This is a genomic window from Nonomuraea sp. NPDC050310, assembly GCF_040655795.1.
Lineage (GTDB): Bacteria > Actinomycetota > Actinomycetes > Streptosporangiales > Streptosporangiaceae > Nonomuraea.
Map to the genome: position 1 here is coordinate 843,812 of NZ_JBFAKP010000001.1, position 23,418 is coordinate 867,229.

23 protein-coding genes are annotated in these 23,418 nt (G+C 70.1%); 13 read left to right on the plus strand and 10 right to left on the minus strand.

From position 1 onward, the window contains the following. Positions 1-134 precede the first annotated feature (134 nt). Together AB0I67_RS04040 and AB0I67_RS04045 are read right to left on the minus strand one after the other, a co-directional pair. Positions 135-320, minus strand: coding sequence for a DNA-binding protein (locus tag AB0I67_RS04040; protein ID WP_357917196.1), 186 nt, complete (start codon positions 318-320; stop codon positions 135-137). 127 nt (positions 321-447) lie between these two features. Further along, a complete protein-coding gene (locus AB0I67_RS04045; RefSeq protein ID WP_357917198.1) occupies positions 448-846 on the minus strand; it encodes a hypothetical protein in 399 nt (132 codons plus the stop codon). A gap of 197 nt (positions 847-1,043) precedes the next feature. On the opposite strand from AB0I67_RS04045, the gene AB0I67_RS04050 reads away from it, so the two are divergent. The 5 genes from AB0I67_RS04050 to AB0I67_RS04070 all read left to right on the plus strand — a co-directional run bounded on the left by AB0I67_RS04050 (position 1,044) and on the right by AB0I67_RS04070 (position 7,102). Further along, positions 1,044-1,490 carry a hypothetical protein gene (locus tag AB0I67_RS04050; protein ID WP_357917200.1) on the plus strand — a complete coding sequence of 149 codons (447 nt, stop codon included), beginning with the start codon at positions 1,044-1,046 and terminating at the stop codon, positions 1,488-1,490. A gap of 56 nt (positions 1,491-1,546) precedes the next feature. Further along, positions 1,547-3,757 carry an excinuclease ABC subunit UvrA gene (locus tag AB0I67_RS04055; protein ID WP_357917203.1) on the plus strand — a complete coding sequence of 737 codons (2,211 nt, stop codon included), beginning with the start codon at positions 1,547-1,549 and terminating at the stop codon, positions 3,755-3,757. A 1,198-nt stretch (positions 3,758-4,955) separates the two neighbouring features. Beyond that, positions 4,956-5,594, plus strand: coding sequence for a maleylpyruvate isomerase family mycothiol-dependent enzyme (locus AB0I67_RS04060; protein ID WP_357917204.1), 639 nt, complete (start codon positions 4,956-4,958; stop codon positions 5,592-5,594). A gap of 31 nt (positions 5,595-5,625) precedes the next feature. Continuing rightward, positions 5,626-6,267 carry a helix-turn-helix domain-containing protein gene (locus tag AB0I67_RS04065; RefSeq protein ID WP_357917206.1) on the plus strand — a complete coding sequence of 214 codons (642 nt, stop codon included), beginning with the start codon at positions 5,626-5,628 and terminating at the stop codon, positions 6,265-6,267. A 97-nt stretch (positions 6,268-6,364) separates the two neighbouring features. Next, on the plus strand, positions 6,365-7,102 hold the full coding sequence (locus tag AB0I67_RS04070; RefSeq protein WP_357917209.1) for an SRPBCC domain-containing protein: 738 nt from the start codon (positions 6,365-6,367) through the stop codon (positions 7,100-7,102). Here AB0I67_RS04070 and AB0I67_RS04075 read toward each other — a convergent pair. Both AB0I67_RS04075 and AB0I67_RS04080 read right to left on the minus strand, forming a co-directional pair. After that, positions 7,048-7,443 (minus strand): hypothetical protein, encoded by a 396-nt coding sequence (locus AB0I67_RS04075; RefSeq protein WP_357917211.1) that lies wholly within the window; start codon positions 7,441-7,443, stop codon positions 7,048-7,050. The two genes, AB0I67_RS04070 and AB0I67_RS04075, sit on opposite strands and share 55 nt — an antisense overlap. Before the next feature lie 164 nt (positions 7,444-7,607). Continuing rightward, positions 7,608-8,837, minus strand: a complete 1,230-nt coding sequence (locus AB0I67_RS04080; RefSeq protein WP_357917214.1) for an MFS transporter — start codon at positions 8,835-8,837, stop codon at positions 7,608-7,610. A 51-nt stretch (positions 8,838-8,888) separates the two neighbouring features. Here AB0I67_RS04080 and AB0I67_RS04085 point away from each other — a divergent pair, with 51 nt between their 5' ends. Further along, positions 8,889-9,614: an SDR family oxidoreductase gene (locus AB0I67_RS04085; protein ID WP_357917217.1), complete on the plus strand. Its 726-nt coding sequence runs from the start codon at positions 8,889-8,891 to the stop codon at positions 9,612-9,614. A 105-nt stretch (positions 9,615-9,719) separates the two neighbouring features. On the opposite strand, the gene AB0I67_RS04090 is transcribed toward AB0I67_RS04085, so the two are convergent. Beyond that, positions 9,720-10,439, minus strand: coding sequence for a hypothetical protein (locus AB0I67_RS04090; protein WP_357917220.1), 720 nt, complete (start codon positions 10,437-10,439; stop codon positions 9,720-9,722). Between the two features lie 328 nt (positions 10,440-10,767). On the opposite strand from AB0I67_RS04090, the gene AB0I67_RS04095 reads away from it, so the two are divergent. The 7 genes from AB0I67_RS04095 to AB0I67_RS04125 all read left to right on the plus strand — a co-directional run bounded on the left by AB0I67_RS04095 (position 10,768) and on the right by AB0I67_RS04125 (position 17,578). After that, positions 10,768-11,751, plus strand: coding sequence for a LacI family DNA-binding transcriptional regulator (locus AB0I67_RS04095; protein WP_357917223.1), 984 nt, complete (start codon positions 10,768-10,770; stop codon positions 11,749-11,751). A 180-nt stretch (positions 11,752-11,931) separates the two neighbouring features. Further along, positions 11,932-13,296 (plus strand): extracellular solute-binding protein, encoded by a 1,365-nt coding sequence (locus AB0I67_RS04100; RefSeq protein ID WP_357917226.1) that lies wholly within the window; start codon positions 11,932-11,934, stop codon positions 13,294-13,296. Next, complete coding sequence (locus tag AB0I67_RS04105) at positions 13,296-14,162, plus strand: sugar ABC transporter permease (protein ID WP_357917229.1); 867 nt, start codon at positions 13,296-13,298, stop codon at positions 14,160-14,162. Before AB0I67_RS04100 ends, AB0I67_RS04105 begins: the two co-directional genes overlap by 1 nt. Positions 14,163-14,205: 43 nt before the next feature. Continuing rightward, positions 14,206-15,090 (plus strand): carbohydrate ABC transporter permease, encoded by an 885-nt coding sequence (locus tag AB0I67_RS04110; protein WP_357917232.1) that lies wholly within the window; start codon positions 14,206-14,208, stop codon positions 15,088-15,090. 3 nt (positions 15,091-15,093) lie between these two features. Continuing rightward, positions 15,094-16,599, plus strand: coding sequence for an alpha-amylase family glycosyl hydrolase (locus tag AB0I67_RS04115; protein WP_357917235.1), 1,506 nt, complete (start codon positions 15,094-15,096; stop codon positions 16,597-16,599). A 46-nt stretch (positions 16,600-16,645) separates the two neighbouring features. Continuing rightward, positions 16,646-17,020, plus strand: a complete 375-nt coding sequence (locus AB0I67_RS04120; protein ID WP_357917238.1) for a hypothetical protein — start codon at positions 16,646-16,648, stop codon at positions 17,018-17,020. 42 nt (positions 17,021-17,062) lie between these two features. After that, complete coding sequence (locus AB0I67_RS04125) at positions 17,063-17,578, plus strand: carboxymuconolactone decarboxylase family protein (protein WP_357917241.1); 516 nt, start codon at positions 17,063-17,065, stop codon at positions 17,576-17,578. A gap of 155 nt (positions 17,579-17,733) precedes the next feature. Here AB0I67_RS04125 and AB0I67_RS04130 read toward each other — a convergent pair whose 3' ends face one another. The 5 genes from AB0I67_RS04130 to AB0I67_RS04150 form a co-directional block, all read right to left on the minus strand. Then, positions 17,734-18,729, minus strand: coding sequence for a LacI family DNA-binding transcriptional regulator (locus AB0I67_RS04130; RefSeq protein WP_357917244.1), 996 nt, complete (start codon positions 18,727-18,729; stop codon positions 17,734-17,736). Beyond that, a complete protein-coding gene (locus AB0I67_RS04135; RefSeq protein WP_357917247.1) occupies positions 18,726-19,640 on the minus strand; it encodes a carbohydrate ABC transporter permease in 915 nt (304 codons plus the stop codon). Before AB0I67_RS04135 ends, AB0I67_RS04130 begins: the two co-directional genes overlap by 4 nt. Continuing rightward, positions 19,637-20,596 (minus strand): sugar ABC transporter permease, encoded by a 960-nt coding sequence (locus AB0I67_RS04140; protein WP_357917250.1) that lies wholly within the window; start codon positions 20,594-20,596, stop codon positions 19,637-19,639. Before AB0I67_RS04140 ends, AB0I67_RS04135 begins: the two co-directional genes overlap by 4 nt. 3 nt (positions 20,597-20,599) lie before the next feature. Continuing rightward, positions 20,600-21,949, minus strand: a complete 1,350-nt coding sequence (locus AB0I67_RS04145; RefSeq protein WP_357917253.1) for an ABC transporter substrate-binding protein — start codon at positions 21,947-21,949, stop codon at positions 20,600-20,602. Between the two features lie 97 nt (positions 21,950-22,046). Then, entirely contained in the window at positions 22,047-23,405 is a 1,359-nt protein-coding gene (locus AB0I67_RS04150; RefSeq protein WP_357917256.1) for a GH1 family beta-glucosidase, read from the minus strand. Positions 23,406-23,418 lie beyond the last annotated feature (13 nt).

Below are 23,418 nucleotides of genomic sequence, written 5' to 3' on the forward strand. Positions count from 1 at the left end.
CCGCACCCCTTCCCCGGAGGACCCGCACCCTTTCCCAGGAAGACCCGCACCCTTTGGGGCCCAACCAGCCCTCTGACCCGGTCAGCCCCGCCTCTGCTGCGGCCGACCGGGTCCGGTGAGCTAGAAGGGTCCTGTCAGGGCCGAAAGGCCAGCCCGTGCTCGGCCAGCGACTCCCGCAGAATACGGATCGCCTTGGGCCCAACCCCGTGCAAGGCCAGCAGATCCTTCTCGCTAACCCCGTTGAGCTGCTCGAGCTGGGTGTAACCGACAAGGGCAAGGGCCTGCGTGGCAGGGCGGCCGATCTTGGGCAGCGGCGTCATGGCCTCAGCGTGCCAGACCCCACCGACAGTCCGGCCGTCACGGAAGCCACCGCCGTTGAAAAGCCCGCGGCCCATGGGCAGCCTCCGCCAGCACCGTGGATACGGAAGCTCCCCACCGATAGGAAGCTCACCGCCGATACGGAAGCTCACCCCCGATCCCCAGCCGTGCCAACCGAGCCTCGATCGCCCACCGACTCCGCCCGAAAGCATCCATCAGCCCCGAAATACTGGCATCAGCAGCCGAGGCAAGCTCCCGCAAGCACTGCTCATCCTCCTCCGTCCACGGCTGGTTGGCGTTCGGGTGCCGGGCAGGACGACCACCCGCGGAGGCCGCCGCACCGAGCAGCCGCGAGAGAACACGCAACTCGCCCACAGGCACATGCCCGGACAGCGAGGCGATGGGCAGCCCGGCATCGTCAGAGCCGGTGACCTGGACCCGCAGGTCACCGCTGTCGGTGACATCGGCGCACAGGTCGTAACGACGTCCGTTCTCGGAGACGTGCAGGGCGAGAGCCTCGGCGGCCATGGGGACCTCCATCGGGTCGGGGGGTAGGAGCCACCACATCTATCAGCCGTCTGCGACAGAATCCGCACCCTGAGTAATCGCCGAGCCGCACCAGCGCCCTGAGTGATTGCCCGGCGGCATCCGCACCCTGCGTAGTCGCCCAACCGCACTTGCTACTGTTGTTGCGATCAAGTCGCAACAGGAAGAGAGGCGCAGGAGTGAGCGGTCCGCCCGTCACGGTCGAGGTGATCGTGCTGCGCGTGACCGAGGACGGCTGGGCCTACCGGCCGGAGTCCAAGCTCCTTAAAGACGGCGAATCGCCCTGCGACGTGGCCCGGGAGGTCGCGGAAGGCCCGGCGATCCTGCACTCGACGAGCTGGCGGCACGAGCCGGGCCGGGGCGTGATCCTGACCTATGCCGCCTACCCCGACCGGCGTCCGGGTGCCGGGGCGCGCGGGCTGGACGAGGCCGCGGTCGCCTTCGGGGAGAGCGCCGACACGCCGCGGCCTGCCGTACTGGCTCTGGGGAACGTGACCGCGCACGCCATCCGCCACCTGGCCTTCCTGGCCCGGACGGACCCGGCGGTCCGCGCGGCCGTCGCCGCCGACCCACCGCTGGCCGCCAGGCTGGCCGGGGCTCCCGCCGAGCCGGTCGCCCAGTTCTGAGCCCCCGCCCGACCGAGGGAGCGGTTTTGTCGGTGGGACCCGGCACACTGAGCGCCATGAATGTGGAGAGCATCAGGATCGTCGGCGCCCGCGAGCACAACCTCAAGGACGTCTCCCTGGAGATCCCGAAGAACAAGATCACCGTTTTCACGGGCGTCTCGGGCTCGGGCAAGTCCTCGATCGTGTTCGACACTCTGGCGGTCGAGGCGCAACGCCAGCTCAACAGCACCTTCAGTTGGTTCATCCGCAATCAGCTCCCCAAATACGAGCGCCCGCACGCGGACGTGGTGGAGAACCTGACGACCCCGGTGATCGTCGACCAGAAGCCGGTCGGCGGCAGCAGCCGCTCGACGGTGGGCACGATGACCGACATCCTGCCGGTGATCAGGGCGTTGTTCTCTCGCGCGAGCGGCCTGCCGGCGAACCTGTTCTCCTTCAACGACCCCACCGGTATGTGCCCGGAATGCGATGGTCTGGGGCGCAGCGTGGTGCCCAACGTCGAGCTGATGATCGACCGGGACAAGTCGCTCAACGAGGGCGCGATCCTGCTGCCCAACTACAAGGTGGGCGGTCCCGACTGGCAGGTGTACGGCCTGCGGTTCGACCCCGACAAGCCGCTGAGAGACTTCACCGAGGCGGAGCTGGCCGACTTCCTGCACGGCAGCGGCGGCAAGGTCGAGGTGTCGTTCAAGAACGGCAGCTTCGGGGTCAACTACGAGGGCTTGGTCACCAAGTTCACCAGGCAGGCACTCAAGCGCGACACGAGCCAGTTGAGCGAGCGCACCCGCGAGCAGATCCAGCGCTTCATCAAGGAGGGCGTCTGCCCGGCCTGCGAGGGCGCCCGGCTCGGCCCGGCGGCGCTGGAGGCGCGCATCGACGGGCGCACCATCGCCGACTGGTCGCGCCTGCAGATCGCCGACCTGCTGCCGCTCGTCCCGGAGGGCAACGCGGCGCGCACCGCGCTGGAGCGCGTGGCCGCGATCGGCCTCGGCTACCTCAGCCTCGACCGGCCCAGCGCCACTCTCTCCGGCGGCGAGGGACAGCGCCTCAAGCTGGTGCGGCACCTCGGCAACACGCTGACCGGGATGACGTACATCTTCGACGAGCCCAGCATCGGCCTGCACCCCCATGACGTCGGCCGCCTCAACGACCTGCTGCGCGAGCTGCGTGACAAGGGCAACACGGTCCTGGTCGTGGAGCACGACCCCGACGTCATCGTCATCGCCGACCACGTCGTCGACGTCGGCCCCGGCGCGGGCGTGCACGGTGGCGAGATCGTCTTCCAGGGCACCATCGACGAGCTGCGCCAGGCCGACACCAAGACCGGCCGGGGGCTCCGCCGTACAGTCGGGTTCAAGGAGCAGGTGCGCGTCGCGGACGGCAAGCTGCCGATCGTCGACGCCCGGCTGCACAACCTGCGCACCGTCTCGGTGGACATCCCCACCGGCGTGCTCACCGCGGTCACCGGCGTCGCCGGGGCGGGCAAGAGCAGCCTCATCGACGTCTTCGTCGAGACCTATCCCGACACCATCTTCGTCGACCAGTCCGCGATCGGCGCTTCGTCACGATCCACCCCGGCCACCTACCTCGGCCTGATGGACCCGATCCGTACCCTCTTCGCCAAGGCCAACGGCGTCGCGCCCGGGATGTTCAGCTTCAACTCCACCGGCGCGTGCGAGGAGTGCCAGGGCCGGGGCGTGATCATCACCGAGATGGCCTTCATGGACCCCATCACCACCCACTGCGCCTCCTGCGACGGCCGCCGCTTCAAGGAGTCCGTGCTCGCGCACACCCTGCGCGGCAAGTCCATCGCCGACGTGCTGGAGCTCTCGGTGGAGGAGGCGCTCGGGTTCTTCACCGAGAAGGCCCTGCTCACCAAGCTGCGGGCGCTCGCCGACGTCGGCCTCGACTACCTCAGCCTGGGCCAGTCCCTCAGCAGCCTGTCCGGGGGTGAGCGGCAGCGGATCAAACTCGCCGTCCAGCTCCACCGCACCGGCAGCGTCTACGTCCTCGACGAGCCCACCACCGGCCTGCACATGTCCGACGTCGACACTTTGCTCGGCCTGCTCAACCGCCTGGTCGACCGTGGCAACACCGTCGTCGTCATCGAGCACAACCTCGATGTCGTACGGCAGGCGGACTGGGTCATCGACCTCGGCCCCGGCGGCGGGAGGGACGGCGGCCAGGTCATCTTCACCGGCACCCCGGAAGACTTGCGCTCCTTCCCCGGCTCTCTCACGGGCCACCACCTCAAACTGGAGGCCTGACACAGCCGAAGCCCAGCCCCCCGGCCTCCCATCCACCCCGCCCATCCGGCTAGTCGGTCCCCCGGGCCGCCACCGCGCCGGCCCGCCACCACACCCGCTGGTCGGCCGCTCTAGCCAACGCCGCGGCCAGCCGAAGGCAGATGCGGTCGCTCGGCAACCACCCACCCGGCTGGCCCCCGGCCATCGTTGCGGCCAGCGGGAGGTGGGTTCGGTCGCTCGGTCACCGCTGCGGTCGGTGGGTGGGCGAGGCCGTGTCGCCAGGTCGAGCGGCTCGGCCACCTCCGCGCCCGGGCCCCGGCTCCCGGCGGTCACTCCACCGGGCCGCCACTGCACCAGTTAGTCGGCCCCCAGCCGTCGCCGCGGTCAGTCGGGACGCGGGTTCGGTCGCTCGGTCACCGCTGCGGTCGGCGGGTGGGCGAGGCCGTGTCGCCAGGTCGAGCGGCTCGGCCACCTCCGCCCCCGGCCCTCGACCCAGGGCCTCGACTCCCGGCCCCCCGACCCCGACCCCGACCCCGGCCCCGGCCCCTCGACCTCGGGCCGCGACGGCATCCGGCTAGCCGTCCCTCGGGCTGCAACGGCACCGGGCCGCCACCACAGCCGCTGGTCGGCAGCCCGGTCATCGCGTGGTCAGCCGTGGAGGTGGGACCGGTCGCTTGGCCACCACTGGCAGCGGGAAGGCGAGTTGGGTCGCCTGGTCGAGGGCTCGGCCGCTGCCCCACCCGGCTAGCCGGCCCCCGGCCATCGGTGCGGCCAGACGAGAGGTGGGGCCGATCGCTCGGGCACCGTCGCGGCCGGTGGGAAGGTGAGGCCGGTCGCCAGGTCAGGCACGTCGGTCGTCCCCGCGGGGTGACGCTGTCCACCGGGTGGAGCAGCTCCGTCATCCCGCGGGGTGACGCCGCCCTCCGGGTGGAGCAGCTCTGTCGCCCCTGCATGGTGATAGACCCCACCAGGTGGAGCAGCTCCGTTACCCCCGCGTGGTGACGCCGTCCACTAGGTGGAGCGGCGTGGCCACCTCTGGATCATGACGCCGCCCTCCAGGTCGAGCGGCTCGGCCACCCTTGCCGCGTGACATCGCCCGACAGGTGACGGAAGCGTAAGTGTCCGGTTAGTCCGGCGAGCCGATGACTTTTCGGCGACGTGAACGTCTACAAAGGCAAGGGGAGGTGAGGCCGATGCTCGGCGGGTACATCGGAACGCCGTGACGGGGGGACTCGCGCTACTGGAACGCGCGATCTCCTACACGCTTGGCAGTCTGGTGCTGGTGACGCCCGAGGCGTTCGGACGGGCGACACCGTGCCGGGGGTGGCGGCTGGTGGACCTGCTGGTGCACATGGACGACTCCCTGGCCGCGCTGAGCGAAGCCGCGGGGCTGGGGGAGATCGCCCTGGAGCCCCGCCCGGTGCATCGGGGCCGCCATCGTGCCCCTGAACCGCCCGCCGACCAGCTACCGCAAGGGGCCGGGGAGCCGTGGGACAACGGGTGGGTGCCGGATCCGGTGGCGAACATCAGGTTGCGGGCCTGCCGGCTGCTGGGGGAGTGGGCGTACGCGGGGGAGGAAGGCACGGTCACCGTCGGCGGGTGTCCGCTGACCGCGATGACCGTGGCGGCGGTGGGCGCGATCGAGATCGCGGTACACGGCTGGGACGTCGCCAGGGCGTGCGGGACGGATCGTCCACTGCCGGAAGGGCTGGCGGGCGAGCTGCTGGATCTGGCGCCGGTACTGATCGATGACGAGGATCGGCCGCTGCGGTTCGGGGCGAAGGTCGAGGTCAGCGTGGGGGCCGGCAAGAGCGAGGAGCTGCTCGCGTACCTCGGCCGACGATCCCGATTGCCTTGACAGAAAAATTTGTCGGTGGCATCGTGAGGGCATGTTCGACGTAGCGGTGATCGAGGATGCGCAGGCCGCGGAGGTCTCGCTGGACCCGGTGCGGGCACGACTGCTGGCCGAACTGGCCGGGGAGCCGGGGTCGGCGACGACCCTGGCCGCCAAGGTGGGCCTGCCGAGGCAGAAGGTCAACTACCACCTCCGGATCCTGGAGCAGCACGGGCTGGTGGAACTGGTCGAGGAGCGCCGGAAGGGCAACTGCACCGAACGGGTGCTCCGGGCCAGCGCCGCCTCGTACGTGATCTCGCCCTCGGCGCTGGCCGCGGTGGAGCCGGATCCGGACAAGGCGCCGGATCGGCTGTCGGCGCGGTGGTTGCTGGCGCTGGGCGCTCGGATGATCAAGGAGGTCGGGCTGCTGCTGACCGGGGCTCAGCGGGCCGGCAAGAAGGTCGGGACGTTCGCGCTCGATGCCGAGGTGCGGTTCGCGAGCGCCGGGGATCGGGCGGCGTTCGCGGAGGAGTTGGCGGCGGCTACGGCTGCGCTGATCAGCAAATATCACGACACGACGGCTGAAGGCGGGCGGCCTCACCGGCTACTGCTGGCCGTACATCCGCGAGCCGTACACCCGGCAGCGGAGCAGACAACAGCCGGGCGCGCGGCAGCCGGACCGCCGGAAGCCGAGTAGGCAACAGCCGGGCACGCGACAGCCGTACAGCCGGATGTTGTGCACACGACAGGCAAAGAGCCACAAGGCGGGAAATCCGCATGGAAGGAGCCAGCAGATGGCCAAGGAATTCGAGATCCGCAAGCAGGTGGAACTGCCCGCCAGCCCCGAGGAGGTGTGGGCGGCGATCGCCACCGGGCCGGGGCTGAGCTCCTGGTTGTTCCCGTTCGAGGTCGAGCCGGGCCAGGGCGGTGTGCTGCGCCTGGTGGTCCAGAACTACCGCGAGGAGTCGACGATCACCGCCTGGGAGCCGGGCGAGCGCCTGGTGGTCGAGGGCACGCCGGGCGAGGACGGCACGACGATGGCGTACGAGTACCTGATCGAGGGCCGCGACGGCGGGACGACCCTGCTGACCTTCGTGCACAGCGGCCACCTGGGCGACGGCTGGGGCGACGAGTACGAGGCCATGACCAGCCACGGCTGGGACCAGTACCTGCACACGCTCGACCAGTACCTCCGCTACTTCCCCGGCCGTCGCGCGGTCTACGTGCTGGCCGAGGGGCCCAAGGGCGGGGAGGACATCTGGCCGCGCTTCGCCGAGGCCCTCGGACTGAGCGAGATGCCGCAGCCGGGCGCGACGGTACGGCTGCCGCACGGGGAGGAGGGCGTCGTGGACTACGTCGTCCCGCCCGCTTTCTACGGGTTCTTCCTCGGTGTCCGCACCGGCGACGCGCTCTACCGCTTCCACGGCAAGCCCGACGGCGTGGACGTCGAGAACCGGTTGTTCGCCGCGGACGCCGATCAGAAGGAGGCCGAGCGGTACTGGACCGAGTGGCTCGGGCGCACGTACGCGTAACCGGCCAGCGCCGCCAGCGCGGTCAGGGCCAGCCCGTACGGCAGGGCGGCCCCGCCGACGCCGAAGCTGGCGGCGGCGCAGGGGAGCAGCACGGCCAGGGCGGTCTTGCGGTGTCCGAGCAGGAGCGCGACGACCGCCACCAGGCCGCTCAGGCCGGACCCGGTGAGGAGATCGGCCACCATCAGCGGGTCGAGCAGGCCGAGGCCGGCCAGGGTGCGCAGGGTCGAGTCGGGTAGCCAGGGGGTCCAGGCCCAGGGCATGGCCGGGTTCAGCAGGGGCGGGAGGGCGGCCAGTGCCGCCGCGCCCAGGACCAGGAACGGGCTGCGCTTCCCTAAGAACACCTTCAAAGGCTGACATGTCGCCACCGTGGCCCGCAGGCGAACGCCCGTTCTGGCCCGGCGGAGGCTCGGTGGCAGGGAACCACGGCCCCGGGTCGGGAACCGGGGACCTGCGGCGGGGGTTGGAGCCCGGAGCCGGGGGCCGGTCGGGGTGGTGGCGGGGTTGGTCAGGGGTGGTGGCGGTGGTAGGCGAGCAAGGTCAGCGTCCCGAGGAGGCAGGCTGCGGCCACCGCGCACATGACCACCGGGTAGCCCGCCGCCTGGGCGGTCGCCGCCGCCGCGAGCGGGGCGGTCGCCTTGGCGGCGAAGATGGGCAGCGCGGTGGCCCCGCTGATCGAGGCGTAGGCGGCGGTGCCGTACCGCTCGGCGAGCAGGGCCGGGCGGGCGATGGTGGCCACCCCGAAGCCCAGGCCGAACCCGACCACCGCACAGACCGCGCCCACCGGGCTCCGGCCGACCACCGGAAGGGCCAGTGCCGCCAAGCCCTGGACGGCGAAGACGGCGGCGGTGATGAGGGAGATCGGCCAGCGGCTCTGCAACCCGGTGGTCACCAGCCGCCCGGTGACCGACAGCACGCCGAGCAGGCCCGCGACGGTGGCCGCGAAGACAGGGGAGTGGCCGAGCGCGATCAGGTAGGTCACCAGGAGGACCGCCACGACCGCCACCGCGCCGGTCTGGGTGAGGAAGGCCGCGGTCAGCAACCAGAACGGCCGCCCCCGCACCGCCGCCCTCACCCCGACCTCCACGACACCGGCACCCGCCGAGCCACCCGCTTTCTCGTGGAGTCCGGGCGGTGGGGAGGGGGACGGCGGGTGACGGAGCAGAGGCCGGCGGGGAGTCGTGGGGAGGAGGGCGTGCAAGGGCACCGCGGTCACCCCGTAGCCAACGGCGAGCACGACCAACGCCTGCCGCCAGCCGTACCGCTCGACGAGCACCCCGGTGAGCGGCAGGAAGACGGTGGAGGCGAAGCCCGCCACGATGGTGACCGCGAGCAGGGCACGGGAACGACGGGCGGCGTCGAACCAGGCGATGACCACCGCGAAGGCCGCCTCGTACAGGACCATCGCCGAGGCGAGCCCCAGCACGACACACACCAGGTAGAGCTGAAGCGGGGACCGCACCTGCGACCAGGCGAGCAACGCGACGGTCCCCAGGAGCGCGCCGACGGTCATGACCCCCCGCCCACCACGCCGGTCGAGCAGCCGCCCGACGACCGGGGCGGCCAGGCCGGAGACCAGCACGGACAGGGTGAGCCCGACGGTGAGCTGGGCGACGCCGGTGCCCAGGTCACGAGCCATCGGGGTGAGAAAGACCGAAAAAGCGTAGTAAAGGACGCCGAAGCCGATGGTCTGGGTCACCGCCAGAGCGGCGACCAGCCTGACGTCGGTGGTCCGCACATGAAGGACCTCCCCCCGGAAATGCCGAAAAATCGTGACTATCGTCACGGTATGAGCAGCTCGTATGTCGTCACCGGAGGCGCCCAAGGAATCGGCCAGGCCATCGCCCGTCGCCTCCCAGGCACGGTCGTGGTCATCGACACCGTCCCGGCCGAGGGCCTGTCGGTGCTCGGGGACGCGGGCGACCCCCACATCGCCGAGCAAGCCGCCGACCTGGCCGAGAAGCACGCCCCCCTGGCCGGCTGGGTCAACAACGCGGCCGTCTTCAAGGACGCCAGCCTCCATCTCGCCCCGCCCGAGGAGGTGCTGGCGCTCATCTCCGCCAACCTGCGCCTGGCGGTGACCGGCTGTTCGGTCGCGGTCCGGCGCTTCCTGGCCGCCGGCCGGGGCGGGGCGATCGTCAACCTCAGCTCGCACCAGGCCGCCCGGCCCGTCCCCGGCGCCCTGCCGTACGCGACGGCCAAGGCCGGGATCGAGGGGCTGACCAGGGCGCTGGCCGTGGAGTACGGCAGGCGGAACATCCGGGTCAACGCGGTCGCCCCCGGCACCGTCGCGACCGAGCGGTACGCCGGCCTGCTGGACGAGCGGGGGACGGAGGCGGCCGCCGAGGTGGCCCGGCTGCAACCGCTGGGCCGTGCGGCGGAGCCGGGCGAGGTGGCCGACGTGGTGGCCTACCTGCTGTCGGAGGCGGCGAGCTTCGTCACCGGCGCCGTGCTCCCGGTGGACGGCGGCCGCGCCGCCCTCGGCCTGGACCCCGAGGCCCGTCCAGGCCCCTGAGCAGGTGGACAGCGGCATCGAAGAAAAGATGAAGGCCCGGCTCGCATGCACGAGCCGGGCCTTCGGAGCGCTTCAGCCGGTCAGAACCGGCCGGACGCGGTCAGGTCAGCGGTGGTGGTACCAGCGGACCACGCGGACGTAGTCGTAGTTGCTGGCGGAGCCGTTGAGCTCGTCGTCACCGTCGAACACGGCCTTGAAGGTGCCGCTGCGGTAAGCCTTCGTCTTGGCGTAGAACTTACCGTTCTCGTCGGTGTCGGTGGAGGTCACGTACTTCCAGCCGCTGTGCCCGTTGGCGCGGTAGTAGATCTCGACCTCGGCGTCCTCGACCCCGCCCCACGCGTCGTCATGCGCCTGGAGCCGGCCGGAGAAGTAGATCTTCTTGCCCTTCTTCACCGTGCCGGGGTCGGCCGAGAACCGCTTGAAGCGGGTGTCGAGCTTGCTCTTCGGGACCTCCAGGGCGAAGGTCGCCTTGTCGCTGTCCTTCTTGCCCGTCTCGTTGTCCGTGCCGACGGCGGTGGCCAGCCACTTGCCGGCCGGGTCGCCCGCGTTGAACGGAACGGAGAAGACCCACTTGTCCTGAGTGATGTTCCTCGCGGACAGGGTGCGAGCCTGCGCGTCCTTCGGCTTTACGGACACCTCGACCTTGTCGACATCGGGCGAGGTCTCGACGGTGATCTTGACTACGATCTCACCGGTCTTCGGGACGACGACCGGGTTCGGTGCGATGTCGACGATCTCCACGGAGGGATCGGTCGCGGCGTTGGCAGCTCCGCCCGTAACGAGCAGGGCGCCGCCCACCACGGCGGATGCCAGTGCGGCAGTCATCTTCTTCATGAGGGTGCTGATTCCTCTCCCCGTACTGCGGGCCGGCCGGGACTGCCGACCCTCTATCTACTTTGAGGCAGAAAATTGGGGAAAGGTTGACGGAAGTGACAGGAAGTTTTTGATCATTCGTCTGACCTGGGGGAAGATCTCAAAAATCCGTAACCCTCATTTCGGACGTCCGTAAGCAGGCCCACCGGCTTAAAGATCGTTCCCATCTGGGCTTTCCCCTGGTTGGCGCGCTCCAAGGCCCGCTCATGGCCCGCGCAGAGGCCGAATCGTGACCGCAAGCGAGTGCAAGAACTTGCGTGCACCGCCGTACCATTTGCGAGTGACCAGACGACTCGCAGAGGTGGCCAAGAAGGTCGGCGTGAGCGAGGCGACCGTGAGCCGGGTGCTCAACGGCAAGCCCGGCGTCTCCGAAGCCACCAGGGAGGCGGTGCTCACCGCCCTCGACGTGCTCGGCTACGAGCGGCCCACGCAACTGCGCGGCGACCGCGCCCGGCTGGTCGGCCTGGTGCTGCCCGAGCTGCAGAACCCGATCTTCCCCGCCTTCGCCGAGGTGGTCGGCGGCGCGCTGGCCCAGCAGGGCTTCACCTCGGTGCTGTGCACCCGCACGCTCGGCGGGGTGACCGAGGCCGAGTATGTCGACCTCCTCCTGCAGCAGCAGGTCTCCGGCGTGGTCTTCGCCGGCGGCCAGTTCGCCCAGGCCGACGCCGCGCACGCGCACTATGAGCTGCTGCAGGAGCGCCGGCTGCCGACCGTCCTGATCAACGCCGCCGTCGAGGAGCTGCGCTTCCCGCAGGTCTCCTGCGACGACGCGGTCGCCGCCGAGATCGCCCTCGCCCACCTGCGCGCCCTCGGCCACGAGCGGGTCGGCATGGTGCTCGGCCCGCGCGACCACATCCCCTCGCGCCGCAAGTACCGCGCGGTGCGCGACTCGGTCGACCCGGCCCTGGTCGAGCACTCGATGTTCTCCCTGGAGGGCGGGCACGCCGCCACCACGCGGCTGCTCCGGCGCGGTGTGAGCGCCGTCGTATGCGCCAGCGACGTGCTCGCGCTGGGCGCGGTCCGGTCGGTACGGCGAGCCGGCCTGTCGGTGCCCGGCGACGTCTCCGTGATCGGCTACGACGACTCGGCGATGATGAACTGCACCGACCCGCCGCTCACCACCGTGCGCCAGCCCATCGACGCCATGGGGCGGGCCGCCGTGGAGCTGCTCGTGGCCCAGATCGACAAGGCCGAGGTGCCCGCCGAGGAGCTGCTGTTCGACCCCGAGCTCGTGGTGCGTTCCTCCACCGCCCGCGCCCGCTGACCCCTGCTCCGCCAAGCGCCTGCCGGATTCCGGCAGGCGCTTTCGTCATGTCACGCAAACGGCTTGCGCGAGCCGTACTTCCGCAATGAAGTCGTTATTTTGCAGTGCACAGTCAAGATATTGCGTTCACCTGTCGCCAAGCCTATGGTGAGGGCTCCCCCTGCCAGAAAGGTCGCGCCAATGAACAGACCGTTGAGGTTCGTCCTCGTGGCCGGACTCGGGCTGAGCGCCGCCGCGTGCGGTTCCAGCAGCGAGCCGGCCAAGCCCGCCGCCCAGGGCTCGGCGGGCGCCGCCGCGCCGGTGTCGATCACGGTCGCCTGCCAGCCCGCCAAGACCGCCCCGGCGCAGCGCAAGGCCTGGGACGACGACGTGGCCGAGTTCCAGAAGATGTACCCGAACGTCACCGTGAAGAGCACCGACCAGCAGCCGTGCTTCGACCCCAAGACCTTCGGCCCGAAGCTGGCCGGCGGCCAGATGGAGACGGTCTTCGTGGTCCCGGTGACCACGTACCAGCAGGTCATCAGCCAGGGCCAGGCCCTGGACATCACCCCGTACACCGGCGAGATCAAGACGTGGGGCGACCTCCGCCAGGACGTCAAGGACCTGGTCACCAAGGACGGCAAGGTGTACGGCGTGCCGAACGTGCACTACAGCGTCGGCCTCGTCTACAACCGCAAGCTCTTCACCCAGGCCGGCCTCGACCCGAACAGCCCGCCCAAGACCTGGCAGGAGGTGCGCGACGCGGCCAAGAAGATCGCCGCGCTCGGCCCCGGCCACGTCGGCTACGGCGAGTACTCCGGCGGCAATACCGGCGGCTGGCACTTCAACCAGGCCATCTACGGCCGCGGCGGCGAGATGGTCAACGCCGACGGCAAGACCGTGGCGTTCAACTCGCCCGAGGGCAAGGCCACCCTGCAGTTCCTCAAGGAGCTGCGCTGGACCGACAACAGCACCGGCGCCAAGCTGCACAACGGCTGGGAGGCGCTGATGCAGGCGATGGGCGGCGGCAAGGTCGGCATGATGCTCGGCGCGCCCGACGTGGTGACCGATGTGGTCAATAAGTTCAAGGGCAGCAAGGAGGACTACGGCATCACCGGCTTCCCCGAGGCCAAGTACTCCCTGTCCGGCGGCGAAGCGTTCATGATCAACCCGAAGGCCACCCCCGAGGAGGCCAAGGCCGGCCTGGCGTGGGTGAACTTCCAGTACAACACCGTCGGCAAGGGCCGCTTCAACTTCGAGCGCGGCAAGGCGATGGGCAACCCGGTCGGTGTGCCGGACAACGACGTCTTCGGCGCCTCGCCCACCGGCCAGGCGATCCAGGCCGAGCGCAAGAAGTGGGCGACGCTCCCGGTCGAGAACTACCAGACGTACGTGGACGCCTCGGCGACCATCCAGCCCAAGATGGAGCCGCCGCACGCGCAGGAGCTCTACGCCATCCTCGACGTGGCGATGTCCGCGGTGCTGAGCCGCCAGGACGCCGACGTGGACCAGTTGCTGGCCGACGCCGAGACGAAGGCCAACGCGATGCTGGCCGCCAAGAGCTGATGCGGCTCAAGCAGAACCTGACGGCCTACGGCTTCCTGTGCGCGGCGCTGGCGTGCTTCGCGGTCTTCGCGTGGTGGCCGATCGTGCAGGAGTTCGTCCTCAGCTTCCAGAAGACCAACCTGGTCGATCCGCCGGAGTGGGTGGGCCTGGACAACTTCAGGACCGTCGTCCAGGATCCCGCCTTCGGCGAGGCGTGGCTGAACACGCTGAAGTTCACCGCCCTGGCGTTGCTGTGCGGGTATGTGGTCCCCTTCGTGGTGGCCCTCGTCCTCAACGAGCTGCGGCACGCCAGGGCCTACCTCCGGTTCGTGGTCTACCTGCCGGTCATGCTCCCGCCGATCGTGGCGGTGCTGCTGTTCCGGTGGTTCTTCGACCCGGGGCCCGGCCTGTTCAACCAGCTTCTCGACGGCGTGGGCCTGCCCGCCCTGGCCTGGCTCGACTCGGCCGACACCGCCCTGATCTCCCTGGTCATCGTCTCGACCTGGATGAACATGGGCAGCGCGACGCTGATCTACCTGGCCGCCCTGCAGAACATCCCCTCCGACCTGTACGAGGCGGCCGAGCTGGACGGGGCGGGCATCTTCCGCCGCATCCGGCACGTCACCATCCCGCAGACGCGGCTGATCCTGCTGCTCATGCTGATGTTGCAGATCGTCGCGACGATGCAGGTCTTCATCGAGCCGTACATGCTGACCGGCGGCGGTCCGGAGAACGCGACGCTCACCGTGGCGTACCTGATGTACCAGTACGCCTTCGTCTACGGCGGCAACTACGGCGCCGGCGGGGCGCTCGGGATGATGCTCATGATCGCTCTGCTCGCCTTCGCGGCGGTGCAACTGCGCCTGACGCGCGAGGAGAAGGTGTGACATGGCGGACCTAGCCGTCCCGCGGCGGGCGAGGCGCCGGCGGGTGAAGAGTCCTAAGAAGATCGAGGTGCAGTTCCGCACCATCGTCTCGCCGCACCAGCTCAACAGCCGGTGGGGCCGGCGGATCTACTGGGCGGTCCTGGCCGCCACCGTGGTGCTCTTCACCTTGGCCTTCGTCTTCCCGCTCTACTGGATGATCACCGGGGCGATGAAGACGCCGGAGGAGCTGGCGCAGATGCCGCCCACCCTCATCCCCGCAGATCCCGATTTTTCGGCATTCGCGGAGGCGTGGGAGCTCTTCGACATCGGCCTGCTGCTGAAGAACACCGCCTTCTACGCGCTGGGCGGCTGGCTCTTCACCATGGCGGTGGACGTCAGCGCCGCCTACGCCCTGTCCAAGCTGCGGCCCATGTTCGGCAACGTCATCCTCGGCGCCATGCTGGCGACGCTGATGATCCCGCCCATGGTCGTGCTCATCCCGACCTACGTGACGATCGAGAGCCTCGGCCTGCTCAACAACCCGTGGGGCCTGTGGTTCCCCGCGGCGGCCAACGGGTTCAACATCTTCCTGCTCAAGCGCTTCTTCGACTCGATCCCGCGCGAGCTGGTCGAGGCGGCCCAGATCGACGGCGCCGGGCCCGTGCGGGTGCTCCTGTCGGTGATCCTGCCCGTCTCGCGGCCCATCCTCGGCGTCGTCTCCATCTTCACCGTGGTCAACGCCTTCCGCGACTTCGTCCTGCCCTTGCTGGTCATGTCCGACAGCGAGAACATGACGCTCAGCGTGGGCCTGTCCCAGACCGCCGGCGCGGTCGGCCAGAACGCCGTGATGGCCGGGCTCGTCCTGGCCGGAATCCCGACGATCATCGTGTTCTTCATCTTCCAGCGACACATCATGGCGGGACTCACCGCCGGAAGCCTCAAGGGGTAGTCAATGCCGCAAACGTGGTGGCGGGGGGCCGCGATCTACCAGGTGTACCTGCGTAGCTTCGCCGACGGCAACGGCGACGGGATCGGCGACCTCGCCGGGCTCCGGGAACGCCTGCCGTACCTGAAGGAGCTGGGGGTCGACGCCGTCTGGCTGAACCCGTGGTACGCCTCGCCCATGGCCGACGGCGGATACGACGTGGCCGACTACCGCCGGATCGCCGCGGAGTTCGGGACGCTGGCGGAGGCCGAGGCGTTCATCGCCGAGGCCCACGCCCTCGACCTGCGCGTGATCATCGACATCGTGCCGAACCACGGCTCCACCGAGTCCGACTGGTTCAAGGAGGCGCTGGCCGACCCGGCCAAGCGCGACCGCTTCCACTTCGCCGACACGCCGCCGAACGACTGGCAGTCCATCTTCGGCGGCCCGGCCTGGACGCAGGTGGCCGACGGGCAGTGGTACCTCCACCTGTTCGCCGCCGAGCAGCCCGACTTCAACTGGGCCAACCCGGAGGTGCACCAGGAGTTCCTCGACGTGCTGCGCTTCTGGCTCGACCGCGGCGCCGACGGCATCCGCATCGACTCGGCGGCGTTGCTGGTCAAGTCGGAGGAGGCCTGGGAGGACGTCGACGGCGTGCACGACATCTACCGCTCCTGGCGCGAGCTGTCCGACAGCTATCCCGGCGACCGGGTGCTCATCGGCGAGGTCTGGCTGCCCGACCAGGAGCGTTTCGGCCGCTACCTGCGTGACGACGAGCTGCACACCGCCTTCAACTTCGACTTCCTGGCCTGCCCGTGGGACCCGGATGCGCTGCGCCGCTCCGTCGACGCCGCCCTCGCGCTCGGCGCGCCGGCGAGCTGGGTGTTGTCCAACCACGACGTCACCCGCCCGGTGACCAGGTACGGCAGGGCCGACACCTCCTTCGCGCACGGCGGCGCCCTGCACGGCGTGCCGTCCGACCTCGCCCTCGGCTACCGCCGGGCCCGGGCCGCCGCGCTGCTGGCCATGGCGTTGCCCGGCGGCGTGTACGTCTACCAGGGCGAGGAGCTGGGCCTGCCCGAGGTGGAGGACCTGCCGGAGGCCGCCCGCCAGGACCCGATGTGGTTCCGCTCCAAGGGCGCCAACCCCGGCCGGGACGGCTGCCGCGTTCCCTTGCCCTGGTCGGGGGACGAGCCGCCCTTCGGCTTCGGGACCGGCACGCCCTGGCTGCCGCAGCCGGAGGAGTGGCGCAAGCTCACCGTCGAGGCGCAGACCGAGGACCTCGGCTCCATGCTCACCCTCTACCGCACCGCGCTTCGCCTTCGCGCCGGCCTGCTCGGCGACGGCACGTTGAGCTGGCTCGACCTCGGCCCGCGGGTGCTGGCCTTCGCCCGGGAGTCGGGGGTGACCTGCGTGGTCAACTTCGGTCCCGATCCGGTACGGCTCCCGCCGCACAGCCGGCTCCTCCTGGCCAGCGGGCCGGTGGACGGCGGTGTGCTGCCTTCGGACACGACGGCCTGGCTTCTGGCGTAACCTTGTCTCTGTAGGAGACAATGTTTTTGGCTGGAAGGGGCGGCTCATGGCTGACCGCTATCTCGGCATGCTCGGACTCGCCGAAGCGCTGGGCGTGAGCCGCCACGCGGTCCACAAATGGCGTGCTCGCCACCCCGCGGGGTCCGAGCACGCCTTTCCCGAACCCGACATCGACCTCGACGGCGCGCCCGGCTGGCGGCCCTGGCGGCTGAGCGAGATCTCCGCCTGGCGTGCCAGCCTTCCCGGCCGTGGGGTCGGCGGCGGGCGGCCGACCCTTGCGCGGCAGGAGTACCTTCGGGAGGCCTACCACCGCGGCTTCGACCGCGAGGAGGCGCTCCGGGCGCTCGCCGTGTTCGCGGCGGACTTCCCGGAGATGAGCGAACCGGAACTGTGCGCCTGGATCGTCTCCAAGTGGCGCTGACCTTCCGCCTCCCAGTCCCCGCCGCCTGACCCAGGAGCCCCCGTGAGCCGCCTCAGCCCCCAGCCGCCGGACACCCCCGAAGCCCGCGCCCTCGTCGACCGGCTCACCACCGGCCCCCGCGGCACCTCCGTCTTCGCCCCGGACGGCAGTCTGGTCGGCCCCTTCCCGGCCATGCTGCTGAGCCCGCCCGTCGGCGACCCGCTCCAAGCCCTCGGCGCCGCTCTCCGCTACCACTCCAGCCTCCCCGACCGGGCCCGCGAACTGGCCACCCTGGCCATCGCCACCCACTGCCGCAGCCCCTTCGAGGCCGCCACCCACCGCCGCCTGGCCTCCGCCCTCGGCTGCACCACCGCCCAGCTCGACGCCGTCGAATCCGGCGGCCCGGTGGGCGACGAGTACGAGGACGCCGTCCTCACGGTCACCCGCGCCCTGCTCACCACCGGCGACCTGGACGACGAGCAGTACACCCTGCTCACCGAACGCGAGATCTTCGAACTCACCACCCTGGTCGGCTACTACAGCCTGCTCGCCCTCCAGATGCGCGTCTTCCGCGTCTGACCTCCTGGAGAAGCTGCGGGGTCGGAGGAGGGAGGAGCGCTCCTCTCCGAGACACCGGTAACGGCCGCAGGTTGCCGTGGGCAACCGCGGTGCCTCGGTGGGGCGAGCTGCCAGAGGACCCCAGCCACAGCAGGACCGGGGGCAGGCGGGGAGGGTCAGGCGGAGTCGCGGATGATGAGTTCGGTCGGGAGGATGACCGGTTCGGCGGTGCCGGTGTGGAAGAGGCCGAGCAGCAGGCGGACCATGGTGGAGGCCTGCTCGGCGACGGGGTGGCGGATGGTGGTGAGGGGCGGGTCGGTGTACTTGGCCGCCTCGATGTCGTCGAAGCCGACCACCGCGACGTCGTCCGGCACGCGGCGGCCGGCCTGGCGCAGGGCCTGGAGGGCGCCGACGGCCATGAGGTCGTTGGCGACGAAGACGGCGTCGAGCTGGGGGTCGTCCCGGAGGAGCTGCCGCATGGCGACCGCGCCGGACTCGCGGGTGAAGTCACCGACGGCGACGATCGAGCGGGCGTCGGAGTCGCCCACGACCCGGCGATAGCCGGCCAGCCGGTCCTGGCCGCCGATCATGTCGAGGGGCCCGGCGATGGTGGCGATGCGGCGCCGGCCCAGCGAGACGAGGTGGCGGACCGCCGCGGAGGCCCCGCCGATGTTGTCGTTGTCGACGTAGGGGATGTCGATCGGTACGGCAGGCCTGCCGTACGAGACGACGGGCACGCGCATGCGCGCGATGGCGGCCGGCAGGGGATCGGCGCCGTGCATGGAGATGAGCATGACCCCGTCGACATGCCCCCCGGCGATGTACCGCTCCACCCGGGCGTGCGACTTGGCCGACCCGGCCAGCATGAGCACGACCTGCTTGTCGGCGGCTTCGAGCTCGACGCTGGCCGAGCGGATGACGGTGGCGAAGAGCGGGTCTTCGGAGAAGACCCGGGTGGGCGGCTCGGAGACGACGAGCGCGACGGAGTCGGTGCGCTGGGTGACCAGGCTGCGCGCCGCCGAGTTGGGGACGTACCCGAGTTCTTCGACCGCGCGGAGCACGGTGTCACGGATGTGCGGGGCGACCGTGGTCTGCCCGTTGACGACGCGGGAGACGGTGGCGCGGGAGACGCCCGCCCGGGCGGCCACCGCCTCCAGGGTCGGCCGCTTCATCCCTTGATCCCTCCGGCGAGGAGTCCGCGGACGAAGTAGCGCTGCATCGAGAGGAAGACCACGAGAGGAATGATGACAGAGACGAAGGCGCCGGAGGTGAGCCGTTGCCATTCGTCGCCGCGGGTGCCGGCCATCTGCGCCAGCCGTACCGTCATGGGAGCGGATTCGGCGGTGCCGCCGGCGAAGATGAGCCCGACGAGCAGGTCGTTCCAGACCCAGAGGAACTGGAAGATCGCGAAGGTGGCCAGAGCGGGCGCGACCAGCGGCAGGACGACCCGGCGGATGATCGCGCCGTGCGTCGCGCCGTCGACCCGGGCGGCCTCGATGAGCTCGCCGGGCAGTTCGGCCATGAAGTTGTGCAGCAGGAAGACGGCGAACGGCAGGGCGAAGCAGGTGTGGGCGAACCAGACCTGGACGAAGCGTCCGCTGTCGCCGAGGTCCCAGGCGGGCAGCACCTGCAGCCCGAAGATCTCCACCCCCTGGGAGAAGAAGGACAGCAGCGGGACGAGCGCCATCTGGAGCGGCACGATCTGCAGGGCGAAGATGCCGATGTAGATCCAGTTGCGCCCGCGGAAGTTCAGCCACGACAGCGCGTAGGCGGCGAAGGCGGCCAGGGCCAGCGGGAAGAGCACCGAGGGCACGGTGATGACGATCGAGTTGATCAGGAAGCGGAACAGCTGCCCGGAGGAGGACGAGGTGCCGAAGAGCACGTCCTGGTAGTTCTCCAGGGTGAAGGACGGGCTGCCGAAGAAGGTCCACCAGCCGGTGGACTTGATCTCGTCCTCCGGCCGGAAGGACGACAGCAGCAGGCCGAAGGTGGGGGTGGTCCAGAGGACCGCGATCAGCAGGGCGGCCAGGCTCGCGGTCCTGGTGGCCAGGCGGCTGCGGACGCGGACGGTTGAGCTGCTCATCGGGTCCTCTGCAGTTTCCTCTGGTACCAGACGATCGGCATGACCAGCACGAACAGGAAGACGGCCAGGGCCGCGCCCTTGCCGGTCTCGCCGAAGCGGAAGGCGTTGTTGTACATGTCGACCGCGATCACGCTGGTGTCGAAGTTGCCGTTGGTCATCGTGCGCACGATGTCGAAGAGCTTGAGCGTGCCGATCGCCTGGGTGACCAGGACGACCAGGACCGCCGGGCGGATCGACGGCAGCGTGACGCGGAAGAACATGGCGAACGGGCCCGCGCCGTCCAGCCGGGCGGCCTCGATGATCTCGGACGGGATGCCCTTGATCGCCGCCGACAGCACCACGGTGGCGAAACCGGCCTGGATCCAGATCAGGACCACCATCAGGAAGAAGGTGTTCAGCGGCGGCTCCTGGAGCCACTGCCTCGGCTCCATGCCCAGCCAGACGACGATCTGGTTGAGCAGGCCGATCTGGTCGGCGTCCTCGGGGCGGTAGGTGTAGACGAACTTCCAGATGATGCCCGCGCCGACGAAGGAGATGGCCATGGGCATGAAGACCAGCGACTTGGCCAGCGCCTCGAAGCGCGAGCGGTCGACCAGCACGGCGTAGACCAGGCCGATGCTGGTGACCAGCACCGGCACGAGCACCACCCACAGCAGCGTGTTGCGCAGCGTGAGCAGGCCCTCGGGCTGGGTCAGCATCCAGAGGTAGTTGTCCACGCCGACGAAGCGCCGGCTGTCGCCGCTCATGAACGACAGCAGCGCGGTCCGCACGGTCGGTACGGCGAGGCCGATGGTCAGCAGCACCAGGGCGGGGGTCAGCAGGATCAGCCCGGGCCGGGAGGAGAACCGGTCGAGCAGCAGCAGGATCAGGCCGACCACGGCGAGGAAGGCGACGACGCCGAGCAGCAGCACTACCAGCTTGGGCTGCTCGGCGCCGAAGTCGAAATCGTGGTTCATCGACTAGTCGGTGGGCCAGGACTTGTCGATGGCGTCGAGCGCCGACTTGGTGTCCTTGCCGTTGATCCAGGCGGTCATTTCCTTCCAGAAGGTGCCCGCGCCCACGGCGGCCGGCATCAGGTCGGAGCCGTCGAAGCGGAAGACCGTCTGCGGGTCGGCCAGGATCTCCATCGACAGCTTGTCGATCGGGTTCTGGGCGTTGGCCAGGTCGACGCCCTTGCGGGCGGAGACGTAGGTGGCCAGCTTCATCCGGGCGTTGGCGAAGTCGGCGGTGGCGAGGTACTGCTGCATCGCCTTGACCTCGGGCCGGTCGGTGAAGGCGGCGACGAACTCGCCCGCGCCGAGGACCGGCTTGGAGCTGGTGTCGTTGCCGGGCAGGTAGAAGGCGAAGACGTCGCCGTCCTCGGCCACCTTGGTGCCCTCGGGCCAGAAGTTGGCGTAGAAGGAGGCCTGGCGGTGCAGGCCGCACTTGCCGGTGGTGATCGGGACGCCGCCCTCCTGGAAGGCGGTGGAGGCGATCGACTTGACCGGGCCGTAGCCGCCGTTGACGTACTTGTCGTTCTTCAGGATCGCGCCCACCTTGTCGACCGCCGCGACGACCTTGGGGTCGTTGAACGGCAGCTTGTGCGTGACCCACTGGTCGTAGGCGTCTGCGCCGAGGTCACGCAGGATGATGTCCTCGATCCAGTCGGTCGCCGGCCAGCCGGTGGCGTCGCCCGACTCGATGCCCGCGCACCAGGGCTTGATGCCCTTGGCGGCGATGGTGTCGGTCAGCGTCATGAGCTCGGCCCAGGTCTTGGGGACCTGCCAGCCGTTCTCGGTGAACATCTTGGGCGAGTACCAGACGAACGACTTCACGCTCGCGCCCAGCGGGGCGGCGTAGAAGGTGCCGTCGACGGTGCCGTACTTCTTCCAGTCGGGCGACCAGCCCTCGTCGGTGAGCTTGGTGACCTCGGGGGAGGCGGGCTTGAGCTTGCCGGCCTTGGCGAAGCGCTCCAGGAGGCCGGGCTGGGGGAAGAAGGCCAGGTCGGGCGGGTTGCCGCCGTCGACACGGACCTGGATCTGCGCCTCGAACTCGCCGGTGCCCTCATAGGTGACCTTGATGCCGGTGCACTCGGAGAACTGCTTCCAGGTCTCCTGGAACAGGTCGGCTTCCTTGTCGCGGATGGGGGAGTAGATGGTGACCTTGGTGCCCTCGTGCTTGCCGTACGTCTCGTAGGGCTTGCACTCGGCCGAGACCGGGGCGGGTGCGCCGCCGGTGGCGGCGGGCTTGTTCTCGGGGGTACTGCTGCCGCAGCCCGTCGCGACGAGGGCGAGGCCTATGGTTCCGACCAGGAGTGGGCGCTTCGACATGGGGTGAGCCTCCATAAATGTGGGAGCGCTCTCTAAGCTGTTAAACCCGTGTAACGATGTCAATACCGGGATGATTACGGAGAGCGCTCCCATGTGCTTACACTGCGTTGGCGCTGACGGCGTCCCTGTACCAGAGGGCGCTGTCTTTCGGGGTTCTGGTGAGCGTGCCGTAGTCCACGTGCACGATGCCGAAGCGTTTGCGATAGCCCTCCGCCCATTCGAAGTTGTCCAGCAGCGACCAGACGAGATAGCCGCGCACGTCCGCGCCCTCGCCGATGGCGTCGTGCACGGCCCGCAGGTGGGTGCGCAGGTAGTCGAGCCGGTCGGCGTCGTGCACGCGGCCGTCCTCGACGGTGTCGTCGAAGGCCGCGCCGTTCTCGGTGACCATGAGGCCGACCTCGGGGTAGTCGCGCCCCAGCCGGACCAGCAGCCGCGACAGGCCGCTGGGCACGATGGGCCAGCCCATCGCGGTGGCCGGCCCGTCGACCGGGCAGAAGCGCACGCCCTGCGAGCCCGGCCAGGCCGGGTCGGCGGGCGTGCCGGGAGCGGCCTCGACGACGGTCGGGTTGTAGTAGTTGATGCCGACGAGGTCGATCGGCTGGTTGATCAGCTCTAGGTCGCCGTCGCGGACGTGCGGGGCGTGCGCGGCGACCAGTTCCTCGGGGTAGCTCCCGCGGAGCGCCGGGTCGAGGAACTGCCTGGTGAGCAGCGCGTCGATCCGCGCGACCGCCTCCGCGTCGGCCTCGGACACCGGCGCGGCCGGGTCGTGCACCTGCGCGGGGGTGAACACCGGCGCGCTGTTGATCACCAGCATGATCCGCTCGGCGCCGGCCTCGCGCAGCACCTTCGTGCCGAGCCCGTGCGCGAGCAGCAGGTGGTGGGCCGCCCGTAGCGCGTCGGCGGGCTCGGCGCGCCCCGGCGCGTGCACGCCGTTGCCGTAACCGAGGAAGGCGGCCACCCACGGCTCGTTCAGCGTCGTCCACTCGCGCACCCGGTCGCCCAGCTTGTCGTGGACGGCCTGCGCGTACTCGGCGAAGCGGTAGGCGGTGTCCCGGTTCGCCCAGCCGCCGCGATCCTCCAGCGCCTGGGGCAGGTCCCAGTGGTAGAGGGTGACGTAGGGCGTGATGTCGCCGGCCAGCAGCTCGTCCACCAGCCGGTCGTAGAAGCCCAGCCCCAGCGGGTTGACCGCGCCTCCGCCGTCCGGCTGGACGCGCGGCCAGGCCACCGAGAACCGGTAGGCCCCCAGGCCGAGCGAGCGCATCAGCGCCACGTCCTCGCGGTAGCGGTGGTAGTGGCCGGTCGCGGTCTCGCCGGTGTCGCCGCCCGCGACCTTGCCCGGTGTGGCGGAGAAGGTGTCCCAGATCGACTGACCGCGCCCGTCCTCCTTGGCGGCCCCCTCGATCTGGTAGGCGGCCGTGGCGGCGCCCCAGACGAAACCGGCGGGAAAAGTCCTCATCGATGCAGCCCCC

Excerpts from the sequence above, each read along its gene's own strand:
- AB0I67_RS04115 (WP_357917235.1), top strand. The coding sequence starts at position 15,094 with ATGCCGCAAACGTGGTGGCGGGGGGCCGCGATCTACCAGGTGTACCTG.
- AB0I67_RS04120 (WP_357917238.1), top strand. The coding sequence starts at position 16,646 with ATGGCTGACCGCTATCTCGGCATGCTCGGACTCGCCGAAGCGCTGGGC.
- AB0I67_RS04100 (WP_357917226.1), top strand. The coding sequence starts at position 11,932 with ATGAACAGACCGTTGAGGTTCGTCCTCGTGGCCGGACTCGGGCTGAGC.
- AB0I67_RS04145 (WP_357917253.1), bottom strand. The coding sequence starts at position 21,949 with ATGTCGAAGCGCCCACTCCTGGTCGGAACCATAGGCCTCGCCCTCGTC.
- AB0I67_RS04040 (WP_357917196.1), bottom strand. The coding sequence starts at position 320 with ATGACGCCGCTGCCCAAGATCGGCCGCCCTGCCACGCAGGCCCTTGCC.
- AB0I67_RS04055 (WP_357917203.1), top strand. The coding sequence starts at position 1,547 with ATGAATGTGGAGAGCATCAGGATCGTCGGCGCCCGCGAGCACAACCTC.
- AB0I67_RS04140 (WP_357917250.1), bottom strand. The coding sequence starts at position 20,596 with ATGAACCACGATTTCGACTTCGGCGCCGAGCAGCCCAAGCTGGTAGTG.
- AB0I67_RS04070 (WP_357917209.1), top strand. The coding sequence starts at position 6,365 with ATGGCCAAGGAATTCGAGATCCGCAAGCAGGTGGAACTGCCCGCCAGC.
- AB0I67_RS04130 (WP_357917244.1), bottom strand. The coding sequence starts at position 18,729 with ATGAAGCGGCCGACCCTGGAGGCGGTGGCCGCCCGGGCGGGCGTCTCC.
- AB0I67_RS04135 (WP_357917247.1), bottom strand. The coding sequence starts at position 19,640 with ATGAGCAGCTCAACCGTCCGCGTCCGCAGCCGCCTGGCCACCAGGACC.
- AB0I67_RS04090 (WP_357917220.1), bottom strand. The coding sequence starts at position 10,439 with ATGACTGCCGCACTGGCATCCGCCGTGGTGGGCGGCGCCCTGCTCGTT.
- AB0I67_RS04085 (WP_357917217.1), top strand. The coding sequence starts at position 8,889 with ATGAGCAGCTCGTATGTCGTCACCGGAGGCGCCCAAGGAATCGGCCAG.
- AB0I67_RS04045 (WP_357917198.1), bottom strand. The coding sequence starts at position 846 with ATGGCCGCCGAGGCTCTCGCCCTGCACGTCTCCGAGAACGGACGTCGT.
- AB0I67_RS04065 (WP_357917206.1), top strand. The coding sequence starts at position 5,626 with ATGTTCGACGTAGCGGTGATCGAGGATGCGCAGGCCGCGGAGGTCTCG.
- AB0I67_RS04150 (WP_357917256.1), bottom strand. The coding sequence starts at position 23,405 with ATGAGGACTTTTCCCGCCGGTTTCGTCTGGGGCGCCGCCACGGCCGCC.
- AB0I67_RS04105 (WP_357917229.1), top strand. The coding sequence starts at position 13,296 with ATGCGGCTCAAGCAGAACCTGACGGCCTACGGCTTCCTGTGCGCGGCG.